This is a genomic window from Microbispora sp. ATCC PTA-5024 (genome assembly GCF_000511135.2).
Classification (GTDB): domain Bacteria; phylum Actinomycetota; class Actinomycetes; order Streptosporangiales; family Streptosporangiaceae; genus Microbispora; species Microbispora corallina.
On the sequence record NZ_KI866523.1, the window covers coordinates 1,657,311 to 1,680,452 of the forward strand.

Annotated in this window: 25 protein-coding genes; 15 read left to right on the forward strand and 10 right to left on the reverse strand. The window is 73.1% G+C overall.

The annotated features are described in order from the left end of the window. Positions 1 to 170: 170 nt before the first annotated feature. The gene (locus MPTA5024_RS20270) at positions 171 to 443 is read right to left on the reverse strand and encodes a GlsB/YeaQ/YmgE family stress response membrane protein (protein ID WP_036325746.1); all 273 of its coding nucleotides are present in this window, start codon (positions 441 to 443) and stop codon (positions 171 to 173) included. Positions 444 to 615: 172 nt separating this feature from the next. Between MPTA5024_RS20270 and MPTA5024_RS20275 the strand changes: the two genes are divergently transcribed. Continuing rightward, on the forward strand, positions 616 to 1,098 hold the full coding sequence (locus MPTA5024_RS20275; RefSeq protein WP_036325749.1) for a cation:proton antiporter regulatory subunit: 483 nt from the start codon (positions 616 to 618) through the stop codon (positions 1,096 to 1,098). 6 nt (positions 1,099 to 1,104) lie between these two features. Further along, the gene (locus MPTA5024_RS20280; RefSeq protein ID WP_051458384.1) at positions 1,105 to 2,373 is read left to right on the forward strand and encodes a cation:proton antiporter; all 1,269 of its coding nucleotides are present in this window, start codon (positions 1,105 to 1,107) and stop codon (positions 2,371 to 2,373) included. Positions 2,374 to 2,439: 66 nt separating this feature from the next. Here MPTA5024_RS20280 and MPTA5024_RS20285 read toward each other — a convergent pair whose 3' ends face one another. Beyond that, a complete protein-coding gene (locus MPTA5024_RS20285) occupies positions 2,440 to 3,186 on the reverse strand; it encodes a TetR/AcrR family transcriptional regulator (RefSeq protein WP_198167246.1) in 747 nt (248 codons plus the stop codon). An 89-nt stretch (positions 3,187 to 3,275) separates the two neighbouring features. Continuing rightward, positions 3,276 to 4,655, reverse strand: a complete 1,380-nt coding sequence (locus MPTA5024_RS20290) for a sensor histidine kinase (protein ID WP_036325751.1) — start codon at positions 4,653 to 4,655, stop codon at positions 3,276 to 3,278. A 142-nt stretch (positions 4,656 to 4,797) separates the two neighbouring features. Between MPTA5024_RS20290 and MPTA5024_RS20295 the strand changes: the two genes are divergently transcribed. Continuing rightward, entirely contained in the window at positions 4,798 to 7,647 is a 2,850-nt protein-coding gene (locus MPTA5024_RS20295) for a helix-turn-helix transcriptional regulator (protein ID WP_269750608.1), read from the forward strand. Between the two features lie 142 nt (positions 7,648 to 7,789). On the opposite strand, the gene MPTA5024_RS20300 is transcribed toward MPTA5024_RS20295, so the two are convergent. Then, positions 7,790 to 8,689, reverse strand: a complete 900-nt coding sequence (locus MPTA5024_RS20300) for a hypothetical protein (protein WP_036325756.1) — start codon at positions 8,687 to 8,689, stop codon at positions 7,790 to 7,792. Positions 8,690 to 9,022: 333 nt separating this feature from the next. Between MPTA5024_RS20300 and MPTA5024_RS20305 the strand changes: the two genes are divergently transcribed. After that, entirely contained in the window at positions 9,023 to 10,834 is a 1,812-nt protein-coding gene (locus MPTA5024_RS20305) for a discoidin domain-containing protein (RefSeq protein ID WP_084369823.1), read from the forward strand. Positions 10,835 to 10,953: 119 nt separating this feature from the next. On the opposite strand, the gene MPTA5024_RS20310 is transcribed toward MPTA5024_RS20305, so the two are convergent. Then, positions 10,954 to 12,147, reverse strand: a complete 1,194-nt coding sequence (locus MPTA5024_RS20310) for an FAD-dependent monooxygenase (protein ID WP_036325759.1) — start codon at positions 12,145 to 12,147, stop codon at positions 10,954 to 10,956. A gap of 83 nt (positions 12,148 to 12,230) precedes the next feature. Here MPTA5024_RS20310 and MPTA5024_RS20315 point away from each other — a divergent pair, with 83 nt between their 5' ends. Continuing rightward, positions 12,231 to 12,812 carry a TetR/AcrR family transcriptional regulator gene (locus MPTA5024_RS20315; RefSeq protein WP_036325761.1) on the forward strand — a complete coding sequence of 194 codons (582 nt, stop codon included), beginning with the start codon at positions 12,231 to 12,233 and terminating at the stop codon, positions 12,810 to 12,812. Positions 12,813 to 12,824: 12 nt separating this feature from the next. Here MPTA5024_RS20315 and MPTA5024_RS20320 read toward each other — a convergent pair whose 3' ends face one another. Beyond that, positions 12,825 to 13,463, reverse strand: a complete 639-nt coding sequence (locus MPTA5024_RS20320; protein ID WP_036325763.1) for a hypothetical protein — start codon at positions 13,461 to 13,463, stop codon at positions 12,825 to 12,827. Positions 13,464 to 13,698: 235 nt separating this feature from the next. Here MPTA5024_RS20320 and MPTA5024_RS20325 point away from each other — a divergent pair, with 235 nt between their 5' ends. Next, positions 13,699 to 14,856 carry a sensor histidine kinase gene (locus MPTA5024_RS20325; protein ID WP_036325766.1) on the forward strand — a complete coding sequence of 386 codons (1,158 nt, stop codon included), beginning with the start codon at positions 13,699 to 13,701 and terminating at the stop codon, positions 14,854 to 14,856. Continuing rightward, complete coding sequence (locus tag MPTA5024_RS20330) at positions 14,853 to 15,497, forward strand: response regulator (RefSeq protein WP_036325768.1); 645 nt, start codon at positions 14,853 to 14,855, stop codon at positions 15,495 to 15,497. The genes MPTA5024_RS20325 and MPTA5024_RS20330 overlap by 4 nt, the downstream gene beginning before the upstream one ends. Before the next feature lie 133 nt (positions 15,498 to 15,630). Here the strand turns inward: MPTA5024_RS20330 and MPTA5024_RS20335 are convergent, their stop codons facing one another. From MPTA5024_RS20335 to MPTA5024_RS20345, 3 genes are read right to left on the reverse strand one after another with little or no spacing between them, the layout of a single operon-like run. After that, positions 15,631 to 15,948 carry a tetratricopeptide repeat protein gene (locus MPTA5024_RS20335; protein ID WP_036325770.1) on the reverse strand — a complete coding sequence of 106 codons (318 nt, stop codon included), beginning with the start codon at positions 15,946 to 15,948 and terminating at the stop codon, positions 15,631 to 15,633. A 1-nt stretch (position 15,949) separates the two neighbouring features. Beyond that, on the reverse strand, positions 15,950 to 16,939 hold the full coding sequence (locus MPTA5024_RS20340; protein ID WP_036326946.1) for a pirin family protein: 990 nt from the start codon (positions 16,937 to 16,939) through the stop codon (positions 15,950 to 15,952). A gap of 55 nt (positions 16,940 to 16,994) precedes the next feature. Next, the gene (locus MPTA5024_RS20345) at positions 16,995 to 17,585 is read right to left on the reverse strand and encodes a TetR/AcrR family transcriptional regulator (RefSeq protein ID WP_036325773.1); all 591 of its coding nucleotides are present in this window, start codon (positions 17,583 to 17,585) and stop codon (positions 16,995 to 16,997) included. Between the two features lie 70 nt (positions 17,586 to 17,655). On the opposite strand from MPTA5024_RS20345, the gene MPTA5024_RS20350 reads away from it, so the two are divergent. After that, positions 17,656 to 18,810, forward strand: a complete 1,155-nt coding sequence (locus MPTA5024_RS20350; RefSeq protein WP_036325774.1) for a serine hydrolase domain-containing protein — start codon at positions 17,656 to 17,658, stop codon at positions 18,808 to 18,810. Positions 18,811 to 18,838: 28 nt separating this feature from the next. On the opposite strand, the gene MPTA5024_RS20355 is transcribed toward MPTA5024_RS20350, so the two are convergent. Beyond that, entirely contained in the window at positions 18,839 to 19,123 is a 285-nt protein-coding gene (locus MPTA5024_RS20355; RefSeq protein ID WP_036325775.1) for a hypothetical protein, read from the reverse strand. 219 nt (positions 19,124 to 19,342) lie between these two features. Between MPTA5024_RS20355 and MPTA5024_RS20360 the strand changes: the two genes are divergently transcribed. From MPTA5024_RS20360 to MPTA5024_RS20390, 7 genes are all read left to right on the forward strand, one after another. Further along, a complete protein-coding gene (locus MPTA5024_RS20360) occupies positions 19,343 to 19,855 on the forward strand; it encodes a fluoride efflux transporter FluC (RefSeq protein WP_036325777.1) in 513 nt (170 codons plus the stop codon). Then, positions 19,855 to 20,211 (forward strand): DUF190 domain-containing protein, encoded by a 357-nt coding sequence (locus tag MPTA5024_RS20365; protein ID WP_198167247.1) that lies wholly within the window; start codon positions 19,855 to 19,857, stop codon positions 20,209 to 20,211. The genes MPTA5024_RS20360 and MPTA5024_RS20365 overlap by 1 nt, the downstream gene beginning before the upstream one ends. 82 nt (positions 20,212 to 20,293) lie before the next feature. Beyond that, a complete protein-coding gene (crcB, locus tag MPTA5024_RS20370; protein ID WP_036325780.1) occupies positions 20,294 to 20,656 on the forward strand; it encodes a fluoride efflux transporter CrcB in 363 nt (120 codons plus the stop codon). 38 nt (positions 20,657 to 20,694) lie between these two features. Continuing rightward, positions 20,695 to 21,204: a vitamin K epoxide reductase family protein gene (locus MPTA5024_RS20375; protein WP_036325782.1), complete on the forward strand. Its 510-nt coding sequence runs from the start codon at positions 20,695 to 20,697 to the stop codon at positions 21,202 to 21,204. A 175-nt stretch (positions 21,205 to 21,379) separates the two neighbouring features. Next, positions 21,380 to 21,802, forward strand: a complete 423-nt coding sequence (locus tag MPTA5024_RS20380) for a YjdF family protein (RefSeq protein ID WP_198167248.1) — start codon at positions 21,380 to 21,382, stop codon at positions 21,800 to 21,802. A 116-nt stretch (positions 21,803 to 21,918) separates the two neighbouring features. Then, positions 21,919 to 22,527 carry a sigma factor gene (locus MPTA5024_RS20385; RefSeq protein ID WP_051458387.1) on the forward strand — a complete coding sequence of 203 codons (609 nt, stop codon included), beginning with the start codon at positions 21,919 to 21,921 and terminating at the stop codon, positions 22,525 to 22,527. A 202-nt stretch (positions 22,528 to 22,729) separates the two neighbouring features. After that, a complete protein-coding gene (locus MPTA5024_RS20390) occupies positions 22,730 to 23,122 on the forward strand; it encodes a PPOX class F420-dependent oxidoreductase (protein ID WP_036325785.1) in 393 nt (130 codons plus the stop codon). Positions 23,123 to 23,142 lie beyond the last annotated feature (20 nt).

The window sequence follows — 23,142 nt, forward strand, 5'->3', positions numbered from 1 at the left end:
GGAGCGGAGCAACCCCCGATCCGACCGTACGCTTCCACCGACCCGCCGAAATCAACAAATGTCGGTGTTTACGTAAATATCGACTGAGGTGGGATGGCGACATGACGCGGCCCCGGTCCGGAGGCGTCCGGACCGGGGCCGCGATCGTCCGTCAGGGGACGGCGTGCGGGTTAGCCCACGCTTCGCCTGCCGTACAGGCCGGCCGCGAGGATCACGCCGACGGCGGCGAGGACGACCTGGATGATCAGTTCGATCCAGTCGATCCCGCGGGTCTCGGCCACGCCGAGCGCGCCGGCGATCGCCGTGCCGATGAGGGCCGCGATGATGCCGATCACGATGGTCAGCCAGATCGGGATCGCCTGGCGGCCCGGTACGACCAGACGGCCGAGCGCGCCGATGATGAGCCCGATGATGATGGCGGAGATGATGCCGGAGACGGCCATGCTTCACGCTCCTCTTTGTCGGCTGCCAGCCTTCTGCCCGGCAGATCGGGGACGACACCTAACGAAGCGGTCTCGGACCGCTGTGAGCCGCCGGGCGGGAACCCTCCCGCCCCTTCGATCGTTCCCAGAATTCACGTCTTTTTCCCCAAATTGGTACGAATCGGGAGGTGCCGTGGAGGTCGAGCGCACGGCGTTGCCGGGGATCGGGCTGCAGCATGTGCTGACCACGGAGCGCCGGCGGCAGGTGGGGGTGATCTCCCACCACACGGGACGGCGGGACCTCGTCGTGTACGACAAGGAGGACCCCGACACCTGCGTGGTGACGGTGGCGCTCACCGCCGAGGAGGCCAACGCGCTCGCGGAACTCCTGGGCACCGGGCGGGTCGTCGAACGCCTGGCCGAGCTGCAACGGCAGGTGGAGGGCCTGGTCACCGAGCAGATACCGATAGCGCCGGGATCGCCGTACGCGGGCCGGACGCTGGGGGACGCGCGCGTGCGCACCCGCAGCGGCGCCTCGATCGTCGCGGTCGTCCGCGACGGGCAGGTCGTCGCCAGTCCGCGCCCGGACTTCCGCTTCGAGGCGGGGGACGTGGTGGTCGTCGTGGGCACCGCCGAGGGCACCGCGGCGGTCGCCGACATCCTCTCCAGCGGGTGATCGCGGATGCACGCAGCCGTCCAGCTCATCGAGCTGGGAGCGATCATCCTTGCGCTGGGCCTGCTCGGCGCGGCCGCTGTCCGCTTCTCCGTCTCCGCGATCCCGCTCTACCTCCTGGCCGGCCTGGCGTTCGGGGCCGGCGGCATCCTTCCGCTCACCACCAGCGAGGAGTTCGTCTCCGTCGGCGCCGAGGTGGGCGTCATCCTGCTGCTGTTCACGCTCGGGCTGGAGTACACGGCCGACGAGCTCGTGGGCACGTTACGCACCTCGGCGCCGATCGGCCTGCTCGACCTCGTCCTGAACGCGGCCCCCGGCGTGGTCGCGGCCCTGCTGCTCGGGTGGGGACCGGTCGGCGCCGTCGCCCTCGGCGGCATCACCTACGTCACCTCCTCCGGGATCACCGCCAAGGTCGTCGGCGACCTCGGCTGGCTGGGCAACCGCGAGACGCCGGCCGTGCTCTCGGTGCTGGTCTTCGAGGACCTCGCGATGGCGGCCTACCTGCCGATCCTCACGACGCTGCTCGCCGGGGCCGGGCTGGTGGCCGGGGCGACCAGCCTCGCGGTGGCGGCGGCCACGATCACCGTCATCCTGCTCGTCGCCCTGCGGCACGGGCGGCTGGTGGAGCGGTTCGTGGCGAGCCCCAGCGACGAGGTCCTGCTGCTGAAGGTGCTGGGCCTGACCATGCTGGTGGCGGGCGTCGCCCAGCAGCTCCAGGTGTCGGCGGCCGTGGGGGCGTTCCTCGTCGGCATCGCGCTGTCCGGGCCGATGGCGCACAGCGCCCGGCAGGTGCTCAGCCCCCTGCGGGACCTGTTCGCCGCCGTGTTCTTCGTGTTCTTCGGCCTGCAGACCGATCCCGGGCAGCTGCCGCCGGTGCTGCCGATCGCCGCCCTGCTCGCCCTCCTCGGCGTGGCGACGAAGTTCGGGACCGGCTGGCTGACCGCCCGGCGCGCCGGGGTCGCGCTGAGCGGCCGCCTCCGGGCCGGGGCCGCGCTGATCCCGCGCGGCGAGTTCAACATCGTCATCGCCGGCCTCGCGGTCGGCGGCGGCGCCAACCCCCGTCTCGGCCCGCTGGCCGCCGCCTACGTGCTCATCCTCGCCGTGGCCGGCCCGCTGCTGGCCCGCGTCGCCGAGCCGGTAGCCCGCACCCTCCGCCGTCGTGCGAAGGCCCCCCGGCCGCACCCCGCGGGGTCGCGGCCGCCGCGCGACGAGACCCGTCCCGTCCCCGAACGCCTGGACGACCTGGACGAGCGCGAAAGGGCCGACGAACTGCCCTGACCGCCCGCCCGGCCCGCGCGTTCCGGCCGCCGCGCAGGCTGGGTGGCGGGCCGGGGCCGTGCGGCTTCAGGCCGGCAGGCCCATGGAGTCGGCGAGGGACTCCGTCTCCACGGCGAGCAGCGTGGCCGGGTCGTGGCCCATGCCCTCGAACCGGCCCTGCACCTCCAGGACGACCGCGCCGTGCAGGCGGCTCCAGGCGATCACGGTCCCCGCGAGCGCCGCGGCGGGGTCGGCCGCGTCCGGGGCGTGGGCCCGCACCCAGCCGGCCACGCCGGCGTCCCGCTCGATCCACCGGGCGAGCTGGGCGCGCATCTCCTCGGCCGCCGGCCAGATCCGGCCGTGGGCCAGCACGCCGAGGAACGGGCCGAGCACCGCGCGGGCCCGCGCGACCGTCTCCTCCGGCGGCCGGTGGGCGGGGGAGGGCGCGTCCGCCAGCAGCCGGTAGAGGTGGGGCGACCCGACCGCCCACCGCCGGTACGCGCCGGCCAGCGCGTGCAGCCGCTCCCGTGGGGACAGGCCGGCCGTGCCGGCGCAGGCGGCCCGCATCGCCGCCGCCGCACCGTCGTACGCGTCCATGACCAGCTCGGTCAGCAGGTCGTCACGGCCGCGGAAGTACTTGTAGAGGGCCGGCCCGGTCAGGCCCAGCCTCCTGGCGACGGCGTTCAGGCTCAGGGCCGCCGCCCCGCCCGCGCCCACCTGCTCCAGAGCCGCCTCCTTGATCTCGGCGCGTACCCGGCTGCGGTACCGCTCGCGCGACGTCCCCTTGCCGCCGGACATGCCGGGGGCCTCCTCGCTGCTCGTGACCACGACCACAGCTTCGGTTGTAACCTCTCACCGCGGTAAGGTCACGATTCCCGATCACCGGGGAGCCTTTTCGTACGCGCCGAATCAGGCGCGACGGGCTACCGGGACAGCGGAAGGCGGACGACGAAGCACGCGCCCCGGTCGCTGTCCCGGATGGTGAGCGTGCCCCCGTGGCTCCGGGCGATCTCCCGGGCGATGGGCAGGCCGAGGCCGAGACCTCCGGCGTCCCTGCTCCGGGCGCTGTCCAGCCGGGTGAACCGCCGGAACACCGCTTCGCGCTGGTCTGGCGCGATCCCGCCGCCGTCGTCGAGGACCTCCAGCTCCGCCATCCCCCCGCCGGAGCGCGGGTCGGGGGGGTAGCCGTCGTCCACCCGTCGCACCGTGATCGTGACCGTGGAGAGGGCGTGCCGCTGGGCGTTCCGGACGAGGTTGCCGACCAACTGGCGCAACCGGGACGGGTCGCCCGCGACCTCAAGACCCGGTGTCAGGTTCCGGACGACCGTCAGATGAGACGGCGTGCCCTCCAGCTCCGCGGCCACCAGGACGGACAGGTCCACCGGACGCCGCTCGCAGGGCACGCCGGAGTCCAGCCGGGTGAGGGTCAGCAGGTCGCACGCGATCGACTGGAGGCGCTCCACGCTCGGGAGCACGTCCTTGCACAGCGTGGACGTGTCGACCTCCCCCGGCGCCAGGAGGGCGTCCTCCAGTTGCGCGCGGATGGCGGTGATCGGGGTGCGCAGCTCGTGCGAGGCGTCGGCGCAGAACCGTCGCTGCTGCCCCAGCGCGTCCTCCAGCCGGTCGAGCGTCTGGTTGACACTGCGGGCCAGCCGGTAGATCTCGTCTTCGGGGGCGGGGATCGGGACCCGGCGGCCCAGGTCGGTGCTCTGGATGTCGTCGAGCTGGGCCCGGATGGCGTCCACGGGCCGGAGCGAGCGGGCCACGACGCGCCGCGTCCCGTAGACCACCATGATCGAGAAGACGGCCGTGCCGGCGACCAGGAGGGCCGTCACGCCGGGGGAGACGTAGAACGGGAGGGTGGGAACGGCGCTGTAGACGGTCCAGTCGCCGTTGCGGTACACCCGCTGGGCGACGACGATGTGGCACCGGTCCGACGTGAACACGGAGTGGCAGACGATCTCACTGCTCACCCGGCTCGGGCCCCTCGGCGTGAAATGCGCCATGAGCGGCTTGTTCTGGAGATCCCTGCTCGCCGCGACGACCCGTCCCCGGGGATCGACCACCTGGACGGGACGGACCAGGTTTCGCGGGATGGGCGGAAGTGGGTTGACGACCTGTCCGCGGTCGACGTAGTAGGCGGTCAGGTCTCCCACGGCCGTCGCCTCCTTCGTGAGGTCGCAGGCGGTCGCCCTGCCGATGACGATCAACAGGACCATGAAGAACGCGGCGCAGAGAGCGCCGACCGCCGTGCCGACGAACAGCGCCAGCCGGCCTCTGATAGAGCGATTCTCTAGTCTCACCGTGTACCCCCGTTCGCACGGTGTCCTGAGGGACCAGAACAAGCCTGACCCGACGCCGGGTGACGCGGTATCGCACATCTACGCGATTAGCTAGGCGGGGGTGCGGTTGCGGGGCCCGGAACGACTGATGTCTCATGGACCTATGGGGGGCGTCCGGCAGGCCCCGGCAACCGTAGGCGAGTCCGGTTCCTTGCGGTCATCCTGGCCGGGTTGGCGCGGCCGTACGCGGGAGTGGGACGTGGTCCTCGGCATGCTTGGGGCGGCCCAGGCCGGCCGGGGCGGGGTCCTGTTGATCGAGGGCCGGCCGGGCACCGGGAAGAGCCGCCTGCTCGACGAGGCGGCCGCCTCCGCGGAGAGGTCGGGGCTGTGGGTCGCCAGGGGAGTCGCCGACGAGCTGACCCAGTTGATCCCGCTGGCCCCGCTGATGGCGGCGCTGGGAGCGCCCGCCCGCTCCTCCCCCGTGGGCGAGAGCGGGCCGGGCCCGGGCGATCAGCGGCTGCTGCTGGTGGACTACCTGCAGGAACCGCTGGAACGGCGGGTGGCCCAGGGGCCGGTGCTCCTCATGGTGGACGACGTGCACTGGGCCGACCCGATGACCCTGCTGGCCCTGAGGTCGATGACAAGGGACCTCGCCACCTACCCGCTCGTCTGGATGCTGAGCCGTACGAGCGGCGGCGGGGCCGGTCGCCGCATCGAGCGGCTGTTCGACCTGCTCGAACGCGACGGCGCGAACCGGATCACGCTGCGGGCGCTGGACGAGGCGGCGGTGGCGGACGTCGCCACCGACGTGCTCGGGGCGGTGCCCGAGCCGGACGTCCTGGCCCTGACCCACCTGGCGGACGGCAATCCCTTCCTGCTCGTCGACCTCCTGGAGAAGCTCAAGGCCGAGGGCGTGGTCCAGGTCGCCGGCGGACACGCCCGGATGGTGTCCGCGCGGCTGCCCCGGGTGCACGAGGTCACCCGTGAACGCCTGGAGGAGCTGTCGAACCGGACCCGGCACCTGCTTCAGGTCGCCGCGATCCTGGGCCGGTCGTTCTCGGTGCAGGATCTGGCCGAGATGCTCGGCGAGTCGAGCTCCGGTCTGCTGCCGATGCTGGAGGAGGCGCTGTCGGCCGGCGTGGTCGAGCCCTCGGGCGACGAACTGGCCTTCCGGCACGATGTGCTGTGGCAGACGGTGCTCGCGGCCCTGCCCACAGCCGTGCGGCGGGCTCTGCATCACGACGCGGGACAGATGCTGCTCAAACGGGGCGGGTCCGCCGTTCCCGCCGCCACCCATCTGATCCACGGCGCCACCCGGGGGGACGGGCCCGCACTGATGGCGCTGGACCGGGCGGCCCGGGAGGTGCTGTACACCTCCCCCCAGACGGCCGCCGACCTCGCCTTGCGGGCGCTCGACCTGAGCGACTGCGACGGCCCGGACTGGTGCGCCCGCGCCGCGACGGCCGTCGACGCCCTGACCGCCATCGGCCGGCTCACCGAGGCGGCCGATCTCGCCCGCGACGCCCTCACCAGGGCGGCGCCCGAGCAGGCTGCACGCCTGCGACGCGCGCTGGCCTACAACCTGCTGCTGAGCGGCCACCCCGCGGAGGCGGTGACCGAGTCCGAACGCCTGCTCGAACAGGAGGATCTCGCCGACGAGCTCCGCGGGTGCGCGGAGTGGGGGCTGTTCTGGGGCCTCATCTCCCTGGGTGACCTGAGGAAGGGGCGTGTCCTGGCGGAGGCCGTCCTCCACGAAGTGGTGCGGCACACCGACGCCGCCGTCGTCGGGGCGCTCCTGCTCCTCGCCCGGTGCGCCATCGCCGACGGGCGGATCGCCGACTCGTTCGCGCACCTGTACGAGGCCATCCGGATCGCGGACACCGGGACCGTCCAGCCCATCCAGCGCCCGTACGCGCGCCTGCTGATGAGCCTCCACTTCCGCGCCCTGCGCCACTACGATGCGGCGGACATCGCCGCCCAGGCCGCCGAGGAGGACATCAGGGCCCTCGGGCTGACCGTGTTCGCCGCACAGCCCGCCCTGTTCCGCGCCTGTCTGAAACTGGCCACCGGGCGGCTCGACGACGCCGCCACCGAGGCCCACGCCGCACTGATGATCGCCGACGAGGTGGGCGCCCACGGGTTCGTCCGCGTCGCGCTGTCCATGCTCGCCCTCATCGCCGTGCGCCGCGGCGACATCGACGCCGCGCTCCGGCACATCGAGCAGTATCCGCCCACGCCCCCCGCCCCTGGGATGCTCTACGGATCGGGGCTCGAACAATGGGTGACGGCCGCGGTGGCCGAGGCCCAGGGCGACGCCGGACGGGCCATGGAGATCCTCCAGCCCCTCTACGCCGACCCGGCCGAGCGACGCTGCGCGATCCTCGTGGGGCCCCTGTCGACCGCCTGGATGACCCGCCTGGCGCTGGCCACGGCCAACCGCCCGTACGCGCAGGCCATCCTCAAGAGCGCCGAACACCTGGCCAGGAGGAATCCGGACGCCCCCATCTTCGCGGCTGCCGCGGCCCACGCCCGCGGGCTCCTCCACCGGGACGCCGACGCCCTCGCCTTCGCCGCCGACAATCATCCCCAGCCGTGGGAGCGGGCCTCGGGAGCGGAGGATCTCGGGGTCCTGCTGGCCGCCTCGCCCGAGGCCTCCGCTCGCGAACGGGCCGTCGAGAGCCTCGACCGGGCGCTCGACGGCTACCAGGGCATCGGCGCCCACCGGGACGCGGCACGGGTGCGGGCGAGACTGCGGGAGCTGGGCGTACGGCGCCGCCACTGGGCGGGCTCGACGCGGCCCGCCTTCGGCTGGGAAAGCCTGACCGACACCGAGCGCACGGTGGCCATGCTGATCGCCAGGGGCATGACCAACCGCCAGGCCGCCGCGCGGATGTTCCTGTCCCACCACACGGTCTCCACCCACCTGCGCCGGATCTTCGGCAAGCTCCAGATCGCGTCCCGCGTCGAGCTCGCCCGCATCGTCACCGAGCAGTACGCCATTCCCGACGGCTGAGAGCGGCGACGGATCACGAGGGCCGCCGGACGCTCTTGCGACGGTGCCCGGGGGCCAGGGCGCAGATCGAACGGCTGCGCCCCGGTCCGGCGGGATGACGCCGGGCGGGCGGCGAGCAGGTCCGCCGCCCGCCGCGGGTCTGTCAGTCGCCGAGGTTGATGTAGTCGGGGATGTCCGGGATCGGGCTGATGAGGTCCTTCAGCTGGGCCACCTGGTCGGCGGGGGGAGGCGTGACGCGCACCTTCCCGCCCCAGTGCGTCAGCCGGGTGGAGCTCCGGAGCACGAGCTCGTCGCCGGTGCCCTTGACCGCGTTCTTCTCGGTCCCGAGCGACGCCCTGATCGCGGTGGACACGTGGCGCACCAAACCGTCGGAGCCGATCCAGACCCGCCAGTACAGCGGGCTCCTGCGCTCCTCGGCGCTCATCGTCGCCAGGAGCCTCCTGGTCTGCGGCGTGTCGCCGTAGTAGGCGGTGTAGTACCCGCCCAGGCTGATGGTGCCGCGGTAGGCGGTCGTCCTGACGCCGTCCTCGGTCCCGCCGTCGCCCTTGGCGGACGTCGTCGCGAGCAGCGCCTTCAGCAGGCCGGGATGGAACACGTCGACGAGCTGGAAGCCGGCGGACAGGGAGGCCGCCGGGTCGCCCCCGGTGAGCGCCAGCCAGGTCTTGCCCGGCGGCAGGAGGTCGCCGAAGATGCCGCCCTGCTGGTAGCTCGTGCTCTTGACCGTGATCGTGCGGGTCGGCCCGTCGATGGCCTGCAGGACGTCGTCGTCCCCGAACAGCCCGCCCCAGTCCATCGTCGAGGTCGTGTCGGTGGCCGCGATCCCCGAGGTGCCGAACTGGACGTCGCCCTCGTCGTGATACTTCACGGCGATCCCCTGGCGGCTGCCGATCGTCCCCGAGGTGGCGATGTGCACCCCGCGGCCGGCCACGAACTGCTTGCGGATGACCGGTTTCGCGGCCTGGGCGTGCGCCGGCGCCGTCAGCGCGGGCATGGCGAGGGCGGCCGCCGCCGCGCAGACCAGGGCGGCGATTGTTCGCCTCATGGGCGTTCCTCCCGTGTGGTGCCGCGTCCGTTTGCGGCGACCTACGGAATCCTCCCGTTCCATGATCACGCAGGAGTCACGAAACCCGGCGGAAGCCGTGCAGATCCCGGCGGGGAACACGCCTGTGGGGTGTCCGGCTCGCGAGGAACATCTGGTCTGTGACCGGAACGTTTCCCACTCTTCATCTTGACGATTCCGCACAGGTGGGTAAGAGTGCTGGCCGAGAGAGCGCTCTCTTGCGTGTTGCCGATCCGCCGGCACCCGTCCGGGACCCGTGTCAGGGGACCCGGCGTGGCTGTCGCACGGGTCCATCCCCCCACGTCAGGAGCCGTGATGCCCCCGATCTCCCCGCCAACCCTCCGGGCGGGCCGCCGCCGGAGATCCGGCGCCGCGCTCGCCGCGCTGGCCGCCGTCGTCGCCATCGTGCTGGGTGCCTACACCGCCGTCGTCACGCCCGCCCAGGCGGCGAGCACCCTGCTCTCGCAGGGCCGGCCGGCCACCGCGTCGTCGGCCGAGAACGCCGGTACCCCGGCGTCGGCCGCCGTGGACGGCGACGCCGCGACCCGCTGGTCCAGCGCGTTCAGCGACCCGCAGTGGCTGCAGGTCGACCTCGGCGCCAGTGCGAGCATCACCCAGGTCACGCTGACCTGGGAGGCCGCCTACGCCAAGGCGTTCCAGATCCAGACGTCCGGCGACGGCTCGTCGTGGACGACCGTCTACTCGACCACCACCGGCGCGGGCGGCACGCAGACGCTCAACGTGACGGGCACCGGCCGGTACGTCCGCATGTACGGCACGGCCCGCGCCACCGCGTACGGCTACTCCCTGTACGAGTTCCAGGTGTACGGGACGATCGGCGGGGGCGGCGGCTGCAGCACGGCCGACGCCGCGCAGGGCCGTCCGGCCACCGCGTCGTCGGCCGAGAACGCCGGTACCCCGGCGTCGGCCGCCGTGGACGGCGACACCGGGACCCGCTGGTCCAGCGCGTTCAGCGACCCGCAGTGGCTGCAGGTCGACCTCGGCGGCAGCACCACGATCTGCCAGGTCGTGCTCACCTGGGAGGCCGCCTACGCCAAGGCGTTCCAGATTCAGACGTCCGGCGACGGCTCGTCGTGGACGACCGTCTACTCCACGACGACGGGCACGGGCGGCACGCAGACGCTCAACGTGACGGGCACCGGCCGGTACGTCCGCATGTACGGCACGGCCCGCGCCACCGCGTACGGCTACTCCCTGTGGGAGTTCGTCGTCCACACGACGGGTGGGACGACCACCCCGACGCCGACCCCCACCCCCACGCCGAGCCCGACCGGCTCCAACCCGCCGGACGCGTTCTGGGGCGACACCGGCAGCATCCCGGCCGCCAGGAACGTCCTCACGGTCAAGATCCTGAACCGGACCAACGGCAAGTACCCCGACAGCCAGGTCTACTGGAGCTTCAACGGCCAGGTGCACTCCATCGCGGAGCAGCCGTACCTGGACATGCCGGCCAACTCCGCCGGGCGGATGTACTTCTACCTGGGCTCGCCTAACAGCCAGTACTACGACTTCATCGAGTTCACCGTCGGGCCGACCGTGTTCAACGGCAACACCACGCGCGTCGACGCGTTCGGCCTCAAGCTGGCCATGCGGCTGCACGCCAAGGACGGGTACGACGTGCAGGTGGGCGAGGACTACGCCACCTTCCAGGAGGACCGCGCGGCGACGTTCCAGCGGTTCGCCGACGAGGTGCCGGCCGAGTTCAAGCCGCTGGCCCAGGTCCAGGCGCCGTACCGGATCCCGGCGCCCGGCAGCTACAGCGGCTTCCGGGCCGGCGGGGCCAACGCGAACTACTTCACCGGCTACGCCACCGCCAACGGCATCTCGGCGGCGACGTCCGACATCTTCGGCTGCGCCGGGTCGCTCGCCAACGACCCGGGGCACTGCGCCGCGCTGAACCGGCACGTCGCGCATCTGCCGCAGTCGCAGTGGTCGACGCCGAGCCTGTACTACCAGGCCGCCCCGGCCAACTACTACGCCAAGTTCTGGCACGACCACGCGATCAACCACCTGGCGTACGGCTTCCCGTACGACGACTACGCGGGCCAGTCGTCCTTCATCTCGCACGGCAACCCGCAGTGGCTGCTGGTCGCCGTCGGCTGGTGATCCCCGCCTGACCACCTGACCGCACGCCCCACGACGGCCCCGCGTCCTCTCCCCGCAAGGGGACGCGGGGCCGTCCCGTGCCGCTGATCGGGGACGCGTCCGGCGGGCCGCGGCGCGCGTCAGTAGTCCTTGAGCGTGATGGCGGAGGCGGCCCTGCGGATGGGCTCGGTGACCCGCTTGATCATGCTGTTCCGGCCCGGCAGGTGCGGCATCAGCCGCAGCATGAGCATCTGGAACCTGATCCGGCCCGGCGACGTCAGCACCATTCCCTTGAGATTGGCCTCGGCGAGCTTCTGGTTCTCCTCGGCGAAGTGGCGCATGTCGCGCTCGTACGCGGCGAACGCGGCCCGATGATCCCCGCGCGCGGCGGCGAGGGAGCCGGCCAGGACGTACGCGCCGACGAGGGCCAGGCTGGTGCCCTGGCCGGAGGCGGGCGAGGGGCCGTGGGCGGCGTCGCCGAGGAGGACGACCCGCCCGGACGACCAGTGGTCCATCCGCACCTGGCTGATGGAGTCGAGGTAGAAGTCAGGGGCGTCCTCCATCGCCTCCAGGAGCCGCGGCACCTCCCAGCCCTGGCCGGCGAAGGCCTCGGCCAGCAGCTTCTTCTGCCCCGCCACGTCGCGCCGGTCGTACGCCAGGGGAGGCGAGGAGAACAGGAACAGCGCCTTGGCGTCGGCGGCGCCGCGCGTGCTGTACATCCCGGCGCTCCGGCCGGGGGCCGGGTGCATCATCTCGGTGCGGTCGAGGCCCAGGTGGTTGGGCACCGTGAAGATCGAGATGTAGTGGCCGAGGTCGTGGACGAACCGGGACTCCTCGCCGAAGGCCAGCTCGCGGACGACGGAGTGCAGCCCGTCGGCGCCCACCACGAGGTCGAACGTCCGGGTCGGGGCCGTCTCGAAGGTGACGCGGACGCCCTCGGGCGTCTCCTCCATCCCGGTGATGGAGTCGCCGAACAGGTGCTCCACGTCGTCCCGGGTCGCCTCGTGCAGGATGCGGGCCAGGTCGCCGCGCATGATCTCGACGTCGTCGCCCTCGCGGCCGCCGAACAGGTCGGCGCTCATGGTCGCCCGCTCCCTGCCGCGGGCGTCGACGAACCGCGCGATCCGCATGTCGGTGCCGTGCCGGCGCACCTCGTCGGACAGTCCCATGCGGTCGACGACCTCAAGGGCCGCGCCACGGATGTCGATCTTGTAGCCGCCGTCCCTGAGGGAGGGCGCGCGCTCCACCACGGTCGGGGTGAACCCGTGCCTGCGCAGCCAGAAGGCCAGTGCGGACCCGGCGACGCCTCCGCCGGAGATCAGGATGTTCGTCATGGCCCTGACTGTACAAACGTCTCATTCATCTGTCTAGCACAATTGTCCAAGACATCTGTACGAGGATGGGCTAGGCTCTGGGCATGGGAAATCGGGAAGACCTGCTCGCCGGGGCCAAGCGGTGCCTGATGGAGAAGGGGTACTCGGGCACCACTGCCCGCGACATCGCCGCGGCGTCGGGAACCAGCCTCGCCTCGATCGGCTACCACTTCAGGTCGACGAAGGCCCTCCTCGACGCCGCCCTGATCGAGGCGATGGAGGAGTGGGGGAAGGAGCTCGAGAGCACCCTGGCCGCCGAGGCCCCGCCGGACGCCACCCCCACGCAGCGGTTCGAGGCCACCTGGGCGCGGATCATCGAGTCGTACGGCAGGCTCCGGCCCCTGTGGGCCATCCAGTTCGAGCTCGTCGCGCAGATGGACCGCATGCCCGAGCTGCGGGAGGCGTTCGCGGGCGCCAACCGGCAGGCCCGGCTGGGGCTGGCGGCGCTCTTCGAGGGCCTCGACCCGGCGGACGACGAGAAGAAGGCCATGGCCGTCGGCGCGTTCTACCAGGCGCTGCTCGCCGGGCTGGCGACCCAGTGGCTCGTCGACCCGGACAGCGCCCCCTCCGCCCACGACCTCGTGGAGGCGCTGCGCGCGATCCGGGCGGGACGGCCGGAGGGCTGACCGGGGGACCCGTCACACGAGCACGGGTTCCGCGTCGGCCGGGGCGGGCCGCAGGAAGCGAACACCCACCATGCCGAGGGCCGAAGTGAGCAGGACGCCGCCCAGCCCCTCGGTGACCGGAAGGAAGAACGAGACCAGCGTCGCCAGGATCAGTGCCGGGACGGCCCAGTGGACCGTACGGGACCGCAGCAGCGCGGCCGGCAGCAGGACGAACCCGAGCATGCCGGCCAGCACCATGATCTGGACGACGGCGAAGGCCGGCTCGGCGGCCACGCCGTTCGCCGCCGTCACGTCCTGATCGGTCACGCCGCCCGCCGCGAGCGCGGCGAGGGCCGGGCCGCTCGCGGCGTCGCCGAGGTTGCCCAGGATGTTGAGCCCGAGCAGGCCGAGGCCGAGGTGCCCGAGCACGGCGCCCCGGCCGGGGAACAGCCGGGGCAGTCCGGCGAGCCCAGGCAGCATGACGACGGAGGCGACCAGTTGCAGCAGGACGGCCAGGCGGAACCGGCCGGGGTCGGCGGCGACCTCGGCGAGCAGGGCGCGGGCGTCTCCGCCCGGCGTCTTCAGGGCCATCGCCGCGGCCATCGCGGCGGGCCCGGCGATCAGGCAGGCCCCGGCGAAGCGGCGGCGGAGATCTGCGGCGGATGCGGACATGTGAGCCTCCTCGGTCGGTGAGGCCGCCACCGTAGGCGCGCCCCTCGCCTGGGCGCGTCCTGCCGTGCGACGATTCCGGCGACCGCGATCGTCCGGCCGTACGACGACTCGGACGGCTGTGCGCGTCCGGCTGTGGGACGAGCACGGCGGCCGCGCGCATCGGGCGCCTGGAGGACGCTGCCGTCGTCCGCGCGGGCGATCCGGCCCGCCGGGGTCCGGGGTTATCGTGAGCGCCATGCGCTGGCTCCCGCCCCGGCCCCCGTGGACCGACGTCGCGGTCGCCGCGCTGCTCGGGGTCACGGCCGTGCTGGAGGCGACGACCGGCGACATCCCCCTGACCGCCGTCGAGATGCTCGCGGCGGCCGCCACCGTCGTCCCCGTCGCCTGGCGGCGGGTCTGGCCGCTCGGCGTGGTCGCGGCCGACCTCGTGGCCGTGGCCGCCTTCTCGCCCGTGGCGCACAACTTCGAGAGCGGGTACGCGTTCTTCGCCATGATCGTGGTCAGCTACTCCGTCGCGGCCAACGCCAAGCTGCGGGACGCCGTCCTCGGCGCGGCCATGGTGGCCGCGTTCGTGCTGGTCGGCTTCGCGATCGACCCCGGCCGCGGCGGCGCGGGCGACTACCTGTTCACCGGCGTGCTGTTCGGCGGCGCCTGGACGCTGGGGTACCTCATCCGCAGGCGCGGCCTGGAGGCGCGCGTCCTCAAGGACAAGGCGGCCGAGCTCGAACGCCGCCGGGCCGAGGACGCGCAGCGGGCCGTGCTGGCCGAGCGAACCAGGATCGCCCGCGAGCTCCACGACGTGGTCGCCCACAGCCTCAGCGTCATGGTCGTCCAGACCGGCGTCGTACGGCGGCGCCTGCGCCACGACCGCCCGGACGACAGCGAACTGCTCGACGAGGTCGAGCAGACGGGCCGGGGCGCCATCGGCGAGCTGCGGCGGCTGCTGGGGATCCTCCGCGCCGACGACGAGGAGCTCTCGCTCGCCCCGCAGCCCGGCCTCGACCGGCTGCCGTCCCTGCTCGACCAGATGCGCGAGACAGGGCTGGCGGTCGTGATGACGGTGGAGGGGGAGCCGTCCGCGCTGCCGCCGGGCGTCGACCTGGCCGCCTACCGGATTGTGCAGGAGGCGCTCACCAACACGCTCCGGCACGCGGGGCGGGGCGCGCGCGCCGAGATCGCGCTGCGGTGGACCGGCGAGGCCGTCGAGCTGGAGGTCCGCGACGACGGTCCGGCCTCGGGAGTCGGCGGGAACGGCGCCACCCCGGGCACCGGTCACGGGCTGATCGGCATGCGCGAGCGGGCGGCGCTGTATGACGGGACGCTGGAGGCCGGGCCGTACCGGCGCGGCTTCCGGGTGCGCGCGGCGCTCCCGTTCGGCGGAGGCGGGCGATGAGCATTCGTGTGGTGGTGGCCGACGACCAGGCGATGGTGCGGCGCGGCTTCCGGCTGATGCTGGACGACGAGCCCGACATCGAGGTGGTCGCCGAGGCCGGCGACGGCGAGCAGGCCGTGCGGGCGATCCGTTCGCTCGCCCCGGACGTCGCGCTCATGGACATCCGCATGCCGGGGGTCAACGGCCTGGAGGCGACCCGCCGCCTCGCCGGGGTGGCCACCCGGATCATCGTGCTGACCACGTTCGACCTCGACGAGTACGTCTACGAGGCGCTGCGGGCGGGCGCCGCCGGTTTCCTGACCAAGGAGGCGCCGGCCGAGCGGCTGATCGAGGCGGTCCGGGTCGTGGCGGCGGGGGACGGAATCCTGACGCCGGGGGTGACGCGGCGGGTCATCGAGGCGTTCGCCGCGGCCCCCCTGCCGCGCCGCTCGCCCGCCCTCGACGTCCTCACGGCCCGCGAGATCGAGGTGCTGAGGCTGATGGCCCGGGGCCTGTCGAACCCGGAGATCGCGGCCGAGCTGTTCATCTCCGACACCACGGCCAAGACCCACGTCAGCCGCATCCTCACCAAGCTCGGCCTGCGCGACCGCATCCAGGCGGTGATCTTCGCCTACGAGTCCGGCCTCGTCGTTCCCGGCTGAACGGGCCGCGGGCCGTCCTCGTGCGCCTTTTCCAGGCGCCGTCCCCGGGTTCGCCGCCGGCGCCCCCGGCGCGCTCCGCCCACACACAAAGGGGCCGGCGACGCGTGGTCGCCGGCCCTTCGGTGGTGGACGGTCAGGCCGCCCCGGTCATGGCCGCGTGCAGCCGCAGGTAGCGGGCGGCCTCCTCGGGCCTGTTCCGCCGCTCCAGCGTCCGGCCGAGCAGCAGGCAGGCGTAGTCCTCGGCCGGATGCCGCTCCAGGATCAGGCGGAGCTCGGACTCGGCCCGGCCGAGCTGGGCCGAGTGGTAGTAGGCGCGTGCCAGCAGCAGCCGGGCCGCCAGGTCGTCCGGGGCCTCGGCCACCACGTCCGCCAGGATGCGCGCGGCGCCGATGTAGTCCTTCAGCTCGAAGAACAGCCGGCCCCGCTCGTACTCCTCGGCAAGCCTGTCCATCTCACTCCTTTCCGGGCACGGGCCCGTCCGCGTGCGGAACCCGCTCGGCGGGGATGACGCCGAGGCGGCCCGCCTGGTAGTCCTCCATCGCCTGGATGATCTCGGCGCGCGTGTTCATCACGAACGGGCCGTAGTGGACGACCGGCTCGCGGATCGGCCGCCCGCCGAGCAGCAGCACCTCCAGGTTGGGCTCCGCCAGGGGCTGGGCGGTGTCCGCCGCGAGCGTCAGCGACCCGCCGGGGCCGAACACGGCCAGCTGCCCCTTGCGGACCGGCCGGCGCTCGGCGCCCACGGACCCCTGGCCCGCGAGCACATAGGCGAGGGCGTTGAAGTCGGGGTTCCAGGGCAGGTCGAGCCGGGCGCCGGGGGCGACGGTGGCGTGGACCATCGTTATCGGGGTGAACGTCACGCCGGGGCCGGCGTGGCCGTCCAGCTCGCCGGCGATCACGCGCAGCAGCGCGCCGCCGTCGGCCGAGGTGAGCAGCGCCGACTCGCCCCCGCGGATGTCCTGGTAACGGGGCAGGTGGAACTTGTGCGCACGCGGCAGGTTGACCCACAGCTGGATGCCGTGGAACAGGCCTCCCGAGACGACCAGGTGCTCCGGCGGCTTCTCGATGTGCAGCAGGCCCGAGCCGGCGGTCATCCACTGCGTGTCGCCGTCGGTGATCGTGCCGCCGCCTCCGTTGGAGTCCTGATGCTCGAAGATCCCGTCGATGATGTAGGTGACGGTCTCGAAGCCACGGTGCGGGTGCCACGGCGTGCCCTTGGGCTCGCCCGGGGCGTACTCGACCTCGCCCATCTGGTCCATGTGGATGAACGGGTCGAGCGCGGACTGGGGGACCCCGGCGAACGCGCGCCGGACGGGGAAGCCCTCGCCCTCGAAGCCGCTGGGCGCGGTCGTCACCGACCGCACGGGGCGCGGTCCGGCGACGGCCGGATCCGGTACGGCGACGCGCGGAAGCGTCAGTGTGTCGGCGGTGACGGCGGGCATGGCCACCCCTTCTGGTTGAAACTTCAAGTACGTGCGGTAGAACCCATCATGGCCCTCAGGCATTCCCCGCGCGAACCGAGGCGGTGGACCAGTTCTCCAGCAGGAAGTGGAGCGCCGCGACCCCCCGCTCCCACGACTCCCGGATTTCCCGGGTGTGGGTGAAGACGCCGTTGGTCTCCAGCGTCACGTAGCCGTGGAAGGAGCTGCGCAGCAGCCGTCCCGCGTCGGTCAGGTCCGGCTCCTCCAGCCGGTACGCCCGCAGCATCGCGTGGGTGAGCTCGACGTGGCGGGCGAAGGCCGGGGAGGCGGCCACCACGGCCGGGTCGTGCCGGACCTGCGTCGCCGCGTAGCGGCCGGGATGGGCCAGCGCGTAGTCCCGGTACGCGTTCGCGAACGCGGCCAGCGCGTCCACCCCCGACCGGCCGGCGACCGCGGCGGCGATGCGGTCGGCCATCTCGCCCGCGGCCAGCAGGGCGACCCGTTCCCGCAGGTCCTTCAGGTTCTTGACGTGCGAGTACAGGCTCGGCTCCTTGACTCCGAAGCTGCGCGCCAGCGCCGCCACCGTCACGTTCTCGAACCCGACCGCGTCCGCCAGCTCCGCGGCGGCCTCCGTCACGCGTTCGGTCGTCAGGCCCGCACGAGCCATCCGCCGCCTCCTCTTCCTAAGACCAATAAGTAGTTGCCTAATATCAATAGGCAAAGTAGCGTTCCCCGCCATGAAAGCACTCGACAACGGATGGGCCGACGAGGGGTTCGGCCGAGTGGCCGACGTCTTCCGCCGCGACTTCGAGGAGTACGGCGAGTTGGGCGCGGCCGTGGCCGTGTTCGCCGCCGGGCGGCCGGTGGTGGACCTGTGGGGCGGGGTCGCCGACGCGCGCGACGGCCGGCCGTGGTCCGCGGAGACCGTCGTGCCGATCTTCTCCTGCGCCAAGGGCGTCGTGAGCGTCTGCGCCCACCTCCTCGCCCAGCAGGGACGTCTGGACCTCGACGCCCCGGTGAGCCGGTACTGGCCCGAGTTCGCACGGGCCGGGAAGGAGGCGATCACGTCGCGCATGGTCCTCGGGCACCGCGCCGGGCTCCCCGTCCTCGAACGCACGCCCGGCTTCGAGGAGATCGTCGCGTGGACGCCGGTGGTCCGGGCGATCGAGGAGCAGGAGCCGTTGTGGGAGCCGGGCACCGCCCACGAGTACCACGGCCACGTCTTCGGCTTCCTCATCGGCGAGGTGATCCGGCGGATCACCGGCCTCACCCCGGGCGCGTACTTCCGCAAGGCGGTCGCGGACGACCTCGGGCTGCGGACCTGGATCGGCCTGCCCGAGGACGAGCTCGGCCACCTGGCCCGCCTGTCGGAGGCCGAGGGCCGGCCCCCGATGCCCGGCCCCGATTCGCTGCCCGTGCGCATCGTGACCATGAACGGCGTGCTCGTCTTCCCCGGCCTCGACGAGCCGCACGGCTGGAACGACTCGGCGATGCTCACCGCGGAGTTCCCCGGCGCCGGCGCCGTCTCGTCGGCGAGCGGCCTCGCCGCGCTCTACGCCGCGGCCGCCACCGGAATCGACGGCGCGCCGCCGCTGCTCGGCCGGGCCACGCTGGACGACGCCCTGCGCGAGCAGTCGTCCGGGCCCTCGTGGTCGGGGTTCCCGGACCTGGGGGCCCGGTGGGGGACCGGCTTCCTGCTCGACTCGCCGGGCTTCCGCCCCATGCTCGGCCCGCGCAGCTTCGGCAACGACGGCGCGGGCGGTCAGTTCGCCTTCGGCGACGACGAGTACGGCGTGGGCTTCGCCTACGTGAGCAACCGCATGGTCGGCCACGGCGACGGCCGCGCCACCCGGCTCGCCGCCGCCGTACGGGAGTGCCTGCGCCCGGCGTGACGGCCCAGGTGCACGCTCCGGCGCGGGGTCAGGAGGACGGCCGGTGCCAGACGGGGAATTCCGGGGGCTTGGGGTCGGTCCCGGCCTCCAGGACCCGCTTGGCCCGTTCGATGCAGTCCGGGCAGACCGGCAGCTTCACCGATCGCGCCAGCGCCTCGGGGGTGGGTTCGCGCCGGGATCCCAGCGGGCTCATGCCGGGCGGGAGGTTCGTCTCCGGGTCGACCAGGAACATCGTGACCGTGTCCGGGTCGAAGCGGAATCTGCGCTTGCAGCCGTAGCAGCGGCCGATCGCGGTGATGTTCTCGTCCGTCATGGGCCCTTCCTCCTCACCGGCACCGTACCTCCCGATGCCGTGGGACGGCGGCCCCCGAGGAAGGGAGGGGTCGCCCGGCGGCCCGTATAGTGGTGGCACGCCCCGGCCCGTCCGGGGTGGCGGCGGTGGGGCCCGCCGTTCCCAAGGGGGAGAACCGCGACGCCGCGTCGCCGACGGTCCCTACCGCATGCGATGCGTTCATGCCGGTAGGAGGATCGAGTGCAGGAGCCGGTCACGCCAGTCGACCCCGATGTCGACCTCCATGTCCCGGCCGATCGCGCCGAGGTGCGGCCCAGCCCGCTGCCGGTTCTGGCCGCCGTCTCCGCGGGTGGCGTGCTCGGGGCTCTCGCCCGCTACGGGATCTCCACCGCCCTGCCGCATCCGCCCGGCGGGTTCCCCTGGTCGACGTTCCTGGTCAACGTGTCCGGGTGCCTCCTGATCGGCGTGCTGATGGTGCTGATCGGCGAGGTGTGGAGCGGGCGCCGGCTGCTGCGGCCGTTCCTGGGCGTGGGGGTGCTCGGCGGCTACACCACCTTCTCGACGTACGTCGTCGACATCCACCAGGCCCTGGCGGCGGGCGCGGCGGTGACGGCGCTCGCATACCTCGTGGCGACGCTCACCGCGGCCCTCACGGCGGTGTGGGCCGGCTCCGCCGTCACGTCGTTCGCCGTCCGCGCCGGTCGGGCCCGCGCGGAGAGCCGCCGGGAGAGTCACTCGGAGAGGAGGCCGTGATGAGGCTGACGGGCCCCGCCGTACGGCTGACCGTCTTCATCGGGGAGACCGACCGGTGGCGTCACCGGCCGCTGTACCACGAGATCGTGGCGCGCGCCCACGCGGCCGGGCTGGCCGGCGCGTCCGTGCTGCGCGGCATCGAGGGGTACGGCGCGTCGAGCCGCGTCCACACCGACCGCATCCTGTCGCTGTCGGACGACCTGCCGGTGGCGGTCGTCATCGTCGACGCGGAGGACCGGATCAGGGCGTTCCTCCCGCAGCTCGACGAGCTGATCACCGAGGGTCTGGTCGTGCTGGACCCGGTCGAGGTGATCCGCTACGCCGGGCGGCCCGCGTCCGCGGGCGGTGCCGGATGACGGTGCGCGGAGACACTCGCGGCCGTCGCCGCGGCGGGCGGGCAACGGCGACGTCACCGGCGGCGTTCTGTGAGAGGCGCGGATGACGGTCCTGCTCGTCGTGCTGGGGGCCGCGATCGGCGCGCCCCTGCGCTACCTCACCGACCGGTTCGTCCAGGCGCGCCACGACTCGGTGTTCCCGTGGGGGACCCTCGCGGTCAACGTCACGGGGTCGCTGGTGCTCGGCCTGCTCGCCGGGCTGCCCGCCGGCCCCGCGGTCGCCGCGTTCGCGGGGACGGGGTTCTGCGGGGCGCTGACCACCTACTCCACCTTCAGCTACGAGACCCTGCGCCTGGTCCAGGACGGCGCCCGCTTCTACGCGCTCGCCAACGTCGTGGCCGGTCTGGTCGCCGGTCTGGGCGCCGCCTTCGTCGGCCTGATGATCGCGCAGGCGCTCACCGCCTGATCCGGTTGCGCCGGGCCCTGAGGGGTAGGCGAGGCGTCATGTCGGATGGTCCCAGTTCGTTCCGCAGCAGGGTGCCCATCGCCGTCCTGGCCCTGTTCGGGTGCGCGGTCTCGACCTACCTGGCGCTGTTCCAGTACGGCGTGCTGTCGTCGGTGTGGGATCCGTTCTTCGGGGACGGCTCCCGGGCGGTGCTGACGTCGGCCGTGTCCCGCATGCTCCCGGTGTCCGACGCGGCGCTGGGCGCGGGCGCCTACCTCGTCGAGGCGGTCCTGGAGCTGTCCGGCGGCAGCCGGAGGTGGCACGACCGTCCGTGGCTCGTGCTGCTCGTCGGGCTGACGGCGGCCGCGTTCGCGGTCACCGGCGTCGGCCTGGTGATCACGCAGCCCGTCCTCACCGGCACGTTCTGCACGCTCTGCATCACCTCCGCCGTGATCTCCTGGGTCGTCGCGCTGCTGGTCTCCCGGGAGGTGCGGGCGGCCCTGGGCCGGGTCAGGGAGCTGAGGAGGAACGGGCTGCCGCTCTCGGCGTCCCTCGCCGGACGGGCCTGACGCGACCCCGCCAGGTAGGCTGTACCCGCACACGAAATCGCGGCCCGGTCGGTAGCCCGGGCGCCCGCCGGCCGACCGGCCGGCGGTTCCGTATCCGCCCTCTCCAGGGATGTCCGGTGTGCCGGGAAGCGGCGTCGACACGTCGCCGGTCGGCATACCTGTGGGAGGGCACACCGTGATTTCGCTGTCCGTGTACTTCGAGGACCCCTTCTGGGTCGGCGTCCTGGAGATCTCCGAGGACGGTCTCCTCCGCGCGACGCGCTTCGTCCTGGGCTCCGAGCCCACCGACGCCGAGCTGCACGCGTTCCTGATGCGGCACGGCGTCGTCCTGCTGGAGCGCGCCGAGGCCGCCCCGCCCGTCGCCGTGGACGCCACCCGTACGGCCCGGGTCAACCCCAAGCGGGCCGCCAAGCTCGCGGCCCGCGCCGCGGCCTCCATCTCCCGCCCGCGGACCGCCTCACAGGAGGCGATGCGCCTGGAGACGGAGGCGCGCAAGCAGGAGGCCGCGACCGGGCGCAAGGAGCGCGAACAGGCCGCGGCCGAGCACCGCCGCGAGGTCGCCAGGCGCAAGCGCATCGCCCGCCGCCGCGACCGCTGACGCTCCTCTCCCCCGACCTTCCGACGCGTCGAGAAAGACCCGGGGGTCATGCAACCCGGCCGCCGTCCCGCGCATCAGAGGGGGGACGGCAGGCACGTCGGAAGGGGGCAGACCACATGGCGGCCGATCCCGTGCGCGACGCCGAGTTCACCGAGTACGTGACGGCGAGGGCCCTGTGGCTGCGCAAGGTCGCCTACCTGCTGTGCGGGGACTGGCACGGCGCCGACGACCTGGTGCAGGCGGCGGTGACGAAGCTGTACGCGAACTGGCACCGCGCGGGCCGGGCTCGCAACGTCGACGGCTACGCCCGCACGACGCTGGTCAACACCTTCCTCGCCGAGCGGCGGTCGCCGTGGGCGCGGCAGGTCGTCCTGTGGGGCGCGCACGACGGCTCGCCCGTCCCGGAGGAGGATCTCGAAGGGATCCTCGACCTGCGTGCCGCGCTCGCCGCGTTGCCTCCGAGACAGCGGGCGACCGTGGTGCTCCGCTATTTCTGCGCGAACGGCCTCCCCATCACGATCGACGTCAGTCCGCGCAAGACGCTGCCCAGGCCCCGCCAGGCCGAGTGCACGGCCGCCGCCGGCCTCGACGCCTGCGTGAGCGCCGGCGGACGGACGCCCGCCGCCCTCGCGTCCATCGGCGGGCTGCGGGGGATGCTCGACCGGATCACCCTGCTCGGTACGGACGAGCGCGACTGGACGACCGACGTGATCCGCTACCGCTAGCGCGAGGCCTGCGAGAAGTCCGTACGGGGACGGGAGACGGCCGTGCGGCCCGGACGGGCGGGGTGGGCGTTCCGGACGGGCATGAGGCCGCTGAATCGCCGGGGACGCCTGGCATAGGGGCGCGCAGGTGGGGCACGTATCCTGCCGCACGACCATGCCGTGCGGGCGCGTCCGCCGCGCCCCGCCCTGCCGAGAGACCGTCGTGAAACTCACCGAAGAACTGATCGCGCTGCTGCGGCGGCCGAGCACCTGCTATCTCGCGACCACGATGCCCGACGGGTCGCCGCAGCTCACCCAGACGTGGGTGGACACCGACGGCGAGCACATCCTCGTCAACACCGTGCAGACCCACGTGAAGACCCGCAACGTCGACCGGGACCCGCGGGTGGCCCTCGCCGTCTCCGATCCCGGCCAGCCGTCGCGGTACGTCCAGGTACGCGGCCGGGTGGTCAAGGTCACGACCGACGGCGCGGCCGACCACATCGAGGCCCTGGCGCAGAAGTACCTGGGCGGGCCGTACCCCTGGTTCGGCGGACGCGACCAGGTGCGCGTGATCTTCGTGATCGAGCCCGAGAGGATCGTCAGCCCGCGCTGAGGCCGCCGGCGCCGCTCACG

Bases quoted from the DNA above. Each gene is read 5' to 3' on its own strand.
- MPTA5024_RS20300 (WP_036325756.1), bottom strand. From the start codon at position 8,689: ATGAGGCGAACAATCGCCGCCCTGGTCTGCGCGGCGGCGGCCGCCCTC.
- MPTA5024_RS20335 (WP_036325770.1), bottom strand. From the start codon at position 15,948: ATGGACAGGCTTGCCGAGGAGTACGAGCGGGGCCGGCTGTTCTTCGAG.
- MPTA5024_RS20355 (WP_036325775.1), bottom strand. From the start codon at position 19,123: ATGACGGACGAGAACATCACCGCGATCGGCCGCTGCTACGGCTGCAAG.
- MPTA5024_RS20325 (WP_036325766.1), top strand. From the start codon at position 13,699: ATGCGCTGGCTCCCGCCCCGGCCCCCGTGGACCGACGTCGCGGTCGCC.
- MPTA5024_RS20280 (WP_051458384.1), top strand. From the start codon at position 1,105: ATGCACGCAGCCGTCCAGCTCATCGAGCTGGGAGCGATCATCCTTGCG.
- MPTA5024_RS20320 (WP_036325763.1), bottom strand. From the start codon at position 13,463: ATGTCCGCATCCGCCGCAGATCTCCGCCGCCGCTTCGCCGGGGCCTGC.
- MPTA5024_RS20295 (WP_269750608.1), top strand. From the start codon at position 4,798: ATGGGGGGCGTCCGGCAGGCCCCGGCAACCGTAGGCGAGTCCGGTTCC.
- crcB (WP_036325780.1), top strand. From the start codon at position 20,294: ATGACGGTCCTGCTCGTCGTGCTGGGGGCCGCGATCGGCGCGCCCCTG.
- MPTA5024_RS20345 (WP_036325773.1), bottom strand. From the start codon at position 17,585: ATGGCTCGTGCGGGCCTGACGACCGAACGCGTGACGGAGGCCGCCGCG.
- MPTA5024_RS20385 (WP_051458387.1), top strand. From the start codon at position 21,919: ATGGCGGCCGATCCCGTGCGCGACGCCGAGTTCACCGAGTACGTGACG.
- MPTA5024_RS20315 (WP_036325761.1), top strand. From the start codon at position 12,231: ATGGGAAATCGGGAAGACCTGCTCGCCGGGGCCAAGCGGTGCCTGATG.
- MPTA5024_RS20340 (WP_036326946.1), bottom strand. From the start codon at position 16,939: ATGCCCGCCGTCACCGCCGACACACTGACGCTTCCGCGCGTCGCCGTA.
- MPTA5024_RS20350 (WP_036325774.1), top strand. From the start codon at position 17,656: ATGAAAGCACTCGACAACGGATGGGCCGACGAGGGGTTCGGCCGAGTG.
- MPTA5024_RS20375 (WP_036325782.1), top strand. From the start codon at position 20,695: ATGTCGGATGGTCCCAGTTCGTTCCGCAGCAGGGTGCCCATCGCCGTC.
- MPTA5024_RS20365 (WP_198167247.1), top strand. From the start codon at position 19,855: ATGAGGCTGACGGGCCCCGCCGTACGGCTGACCGTCTTCATCGGGGAG.
- MPTA5024_RS20310 (WP_036325759.1), bottom strand. From the start codon at position 12,147: ATGACGAACATCCTGATCTCCGGCGGAGGCGTCGCCGGGTCCGCACTG.
- MPTA5024_RS20305 (WP_084369823.1), top strand. From the start codon at position 9,023: ATGCCCCCGATCTCCCCGCCAACCCTCCGGGCGGGCCGCCGCCGGAGA.
- MPTA5024_RS20330 (WP_036325768.1), top strand. From the start codon at position 14,853: ATGAGCATTCGTGTGGTGGTGGCCGACGACCAGGCGATGGTGCGGCGC.
- MPTA5024_RS20270 (WP_036325746.1), bottom strand. From the start codon at position 443: ATGGCCGTCTCCGGCATCATCTCCGCCATCATCATCGGGCTCATCATC.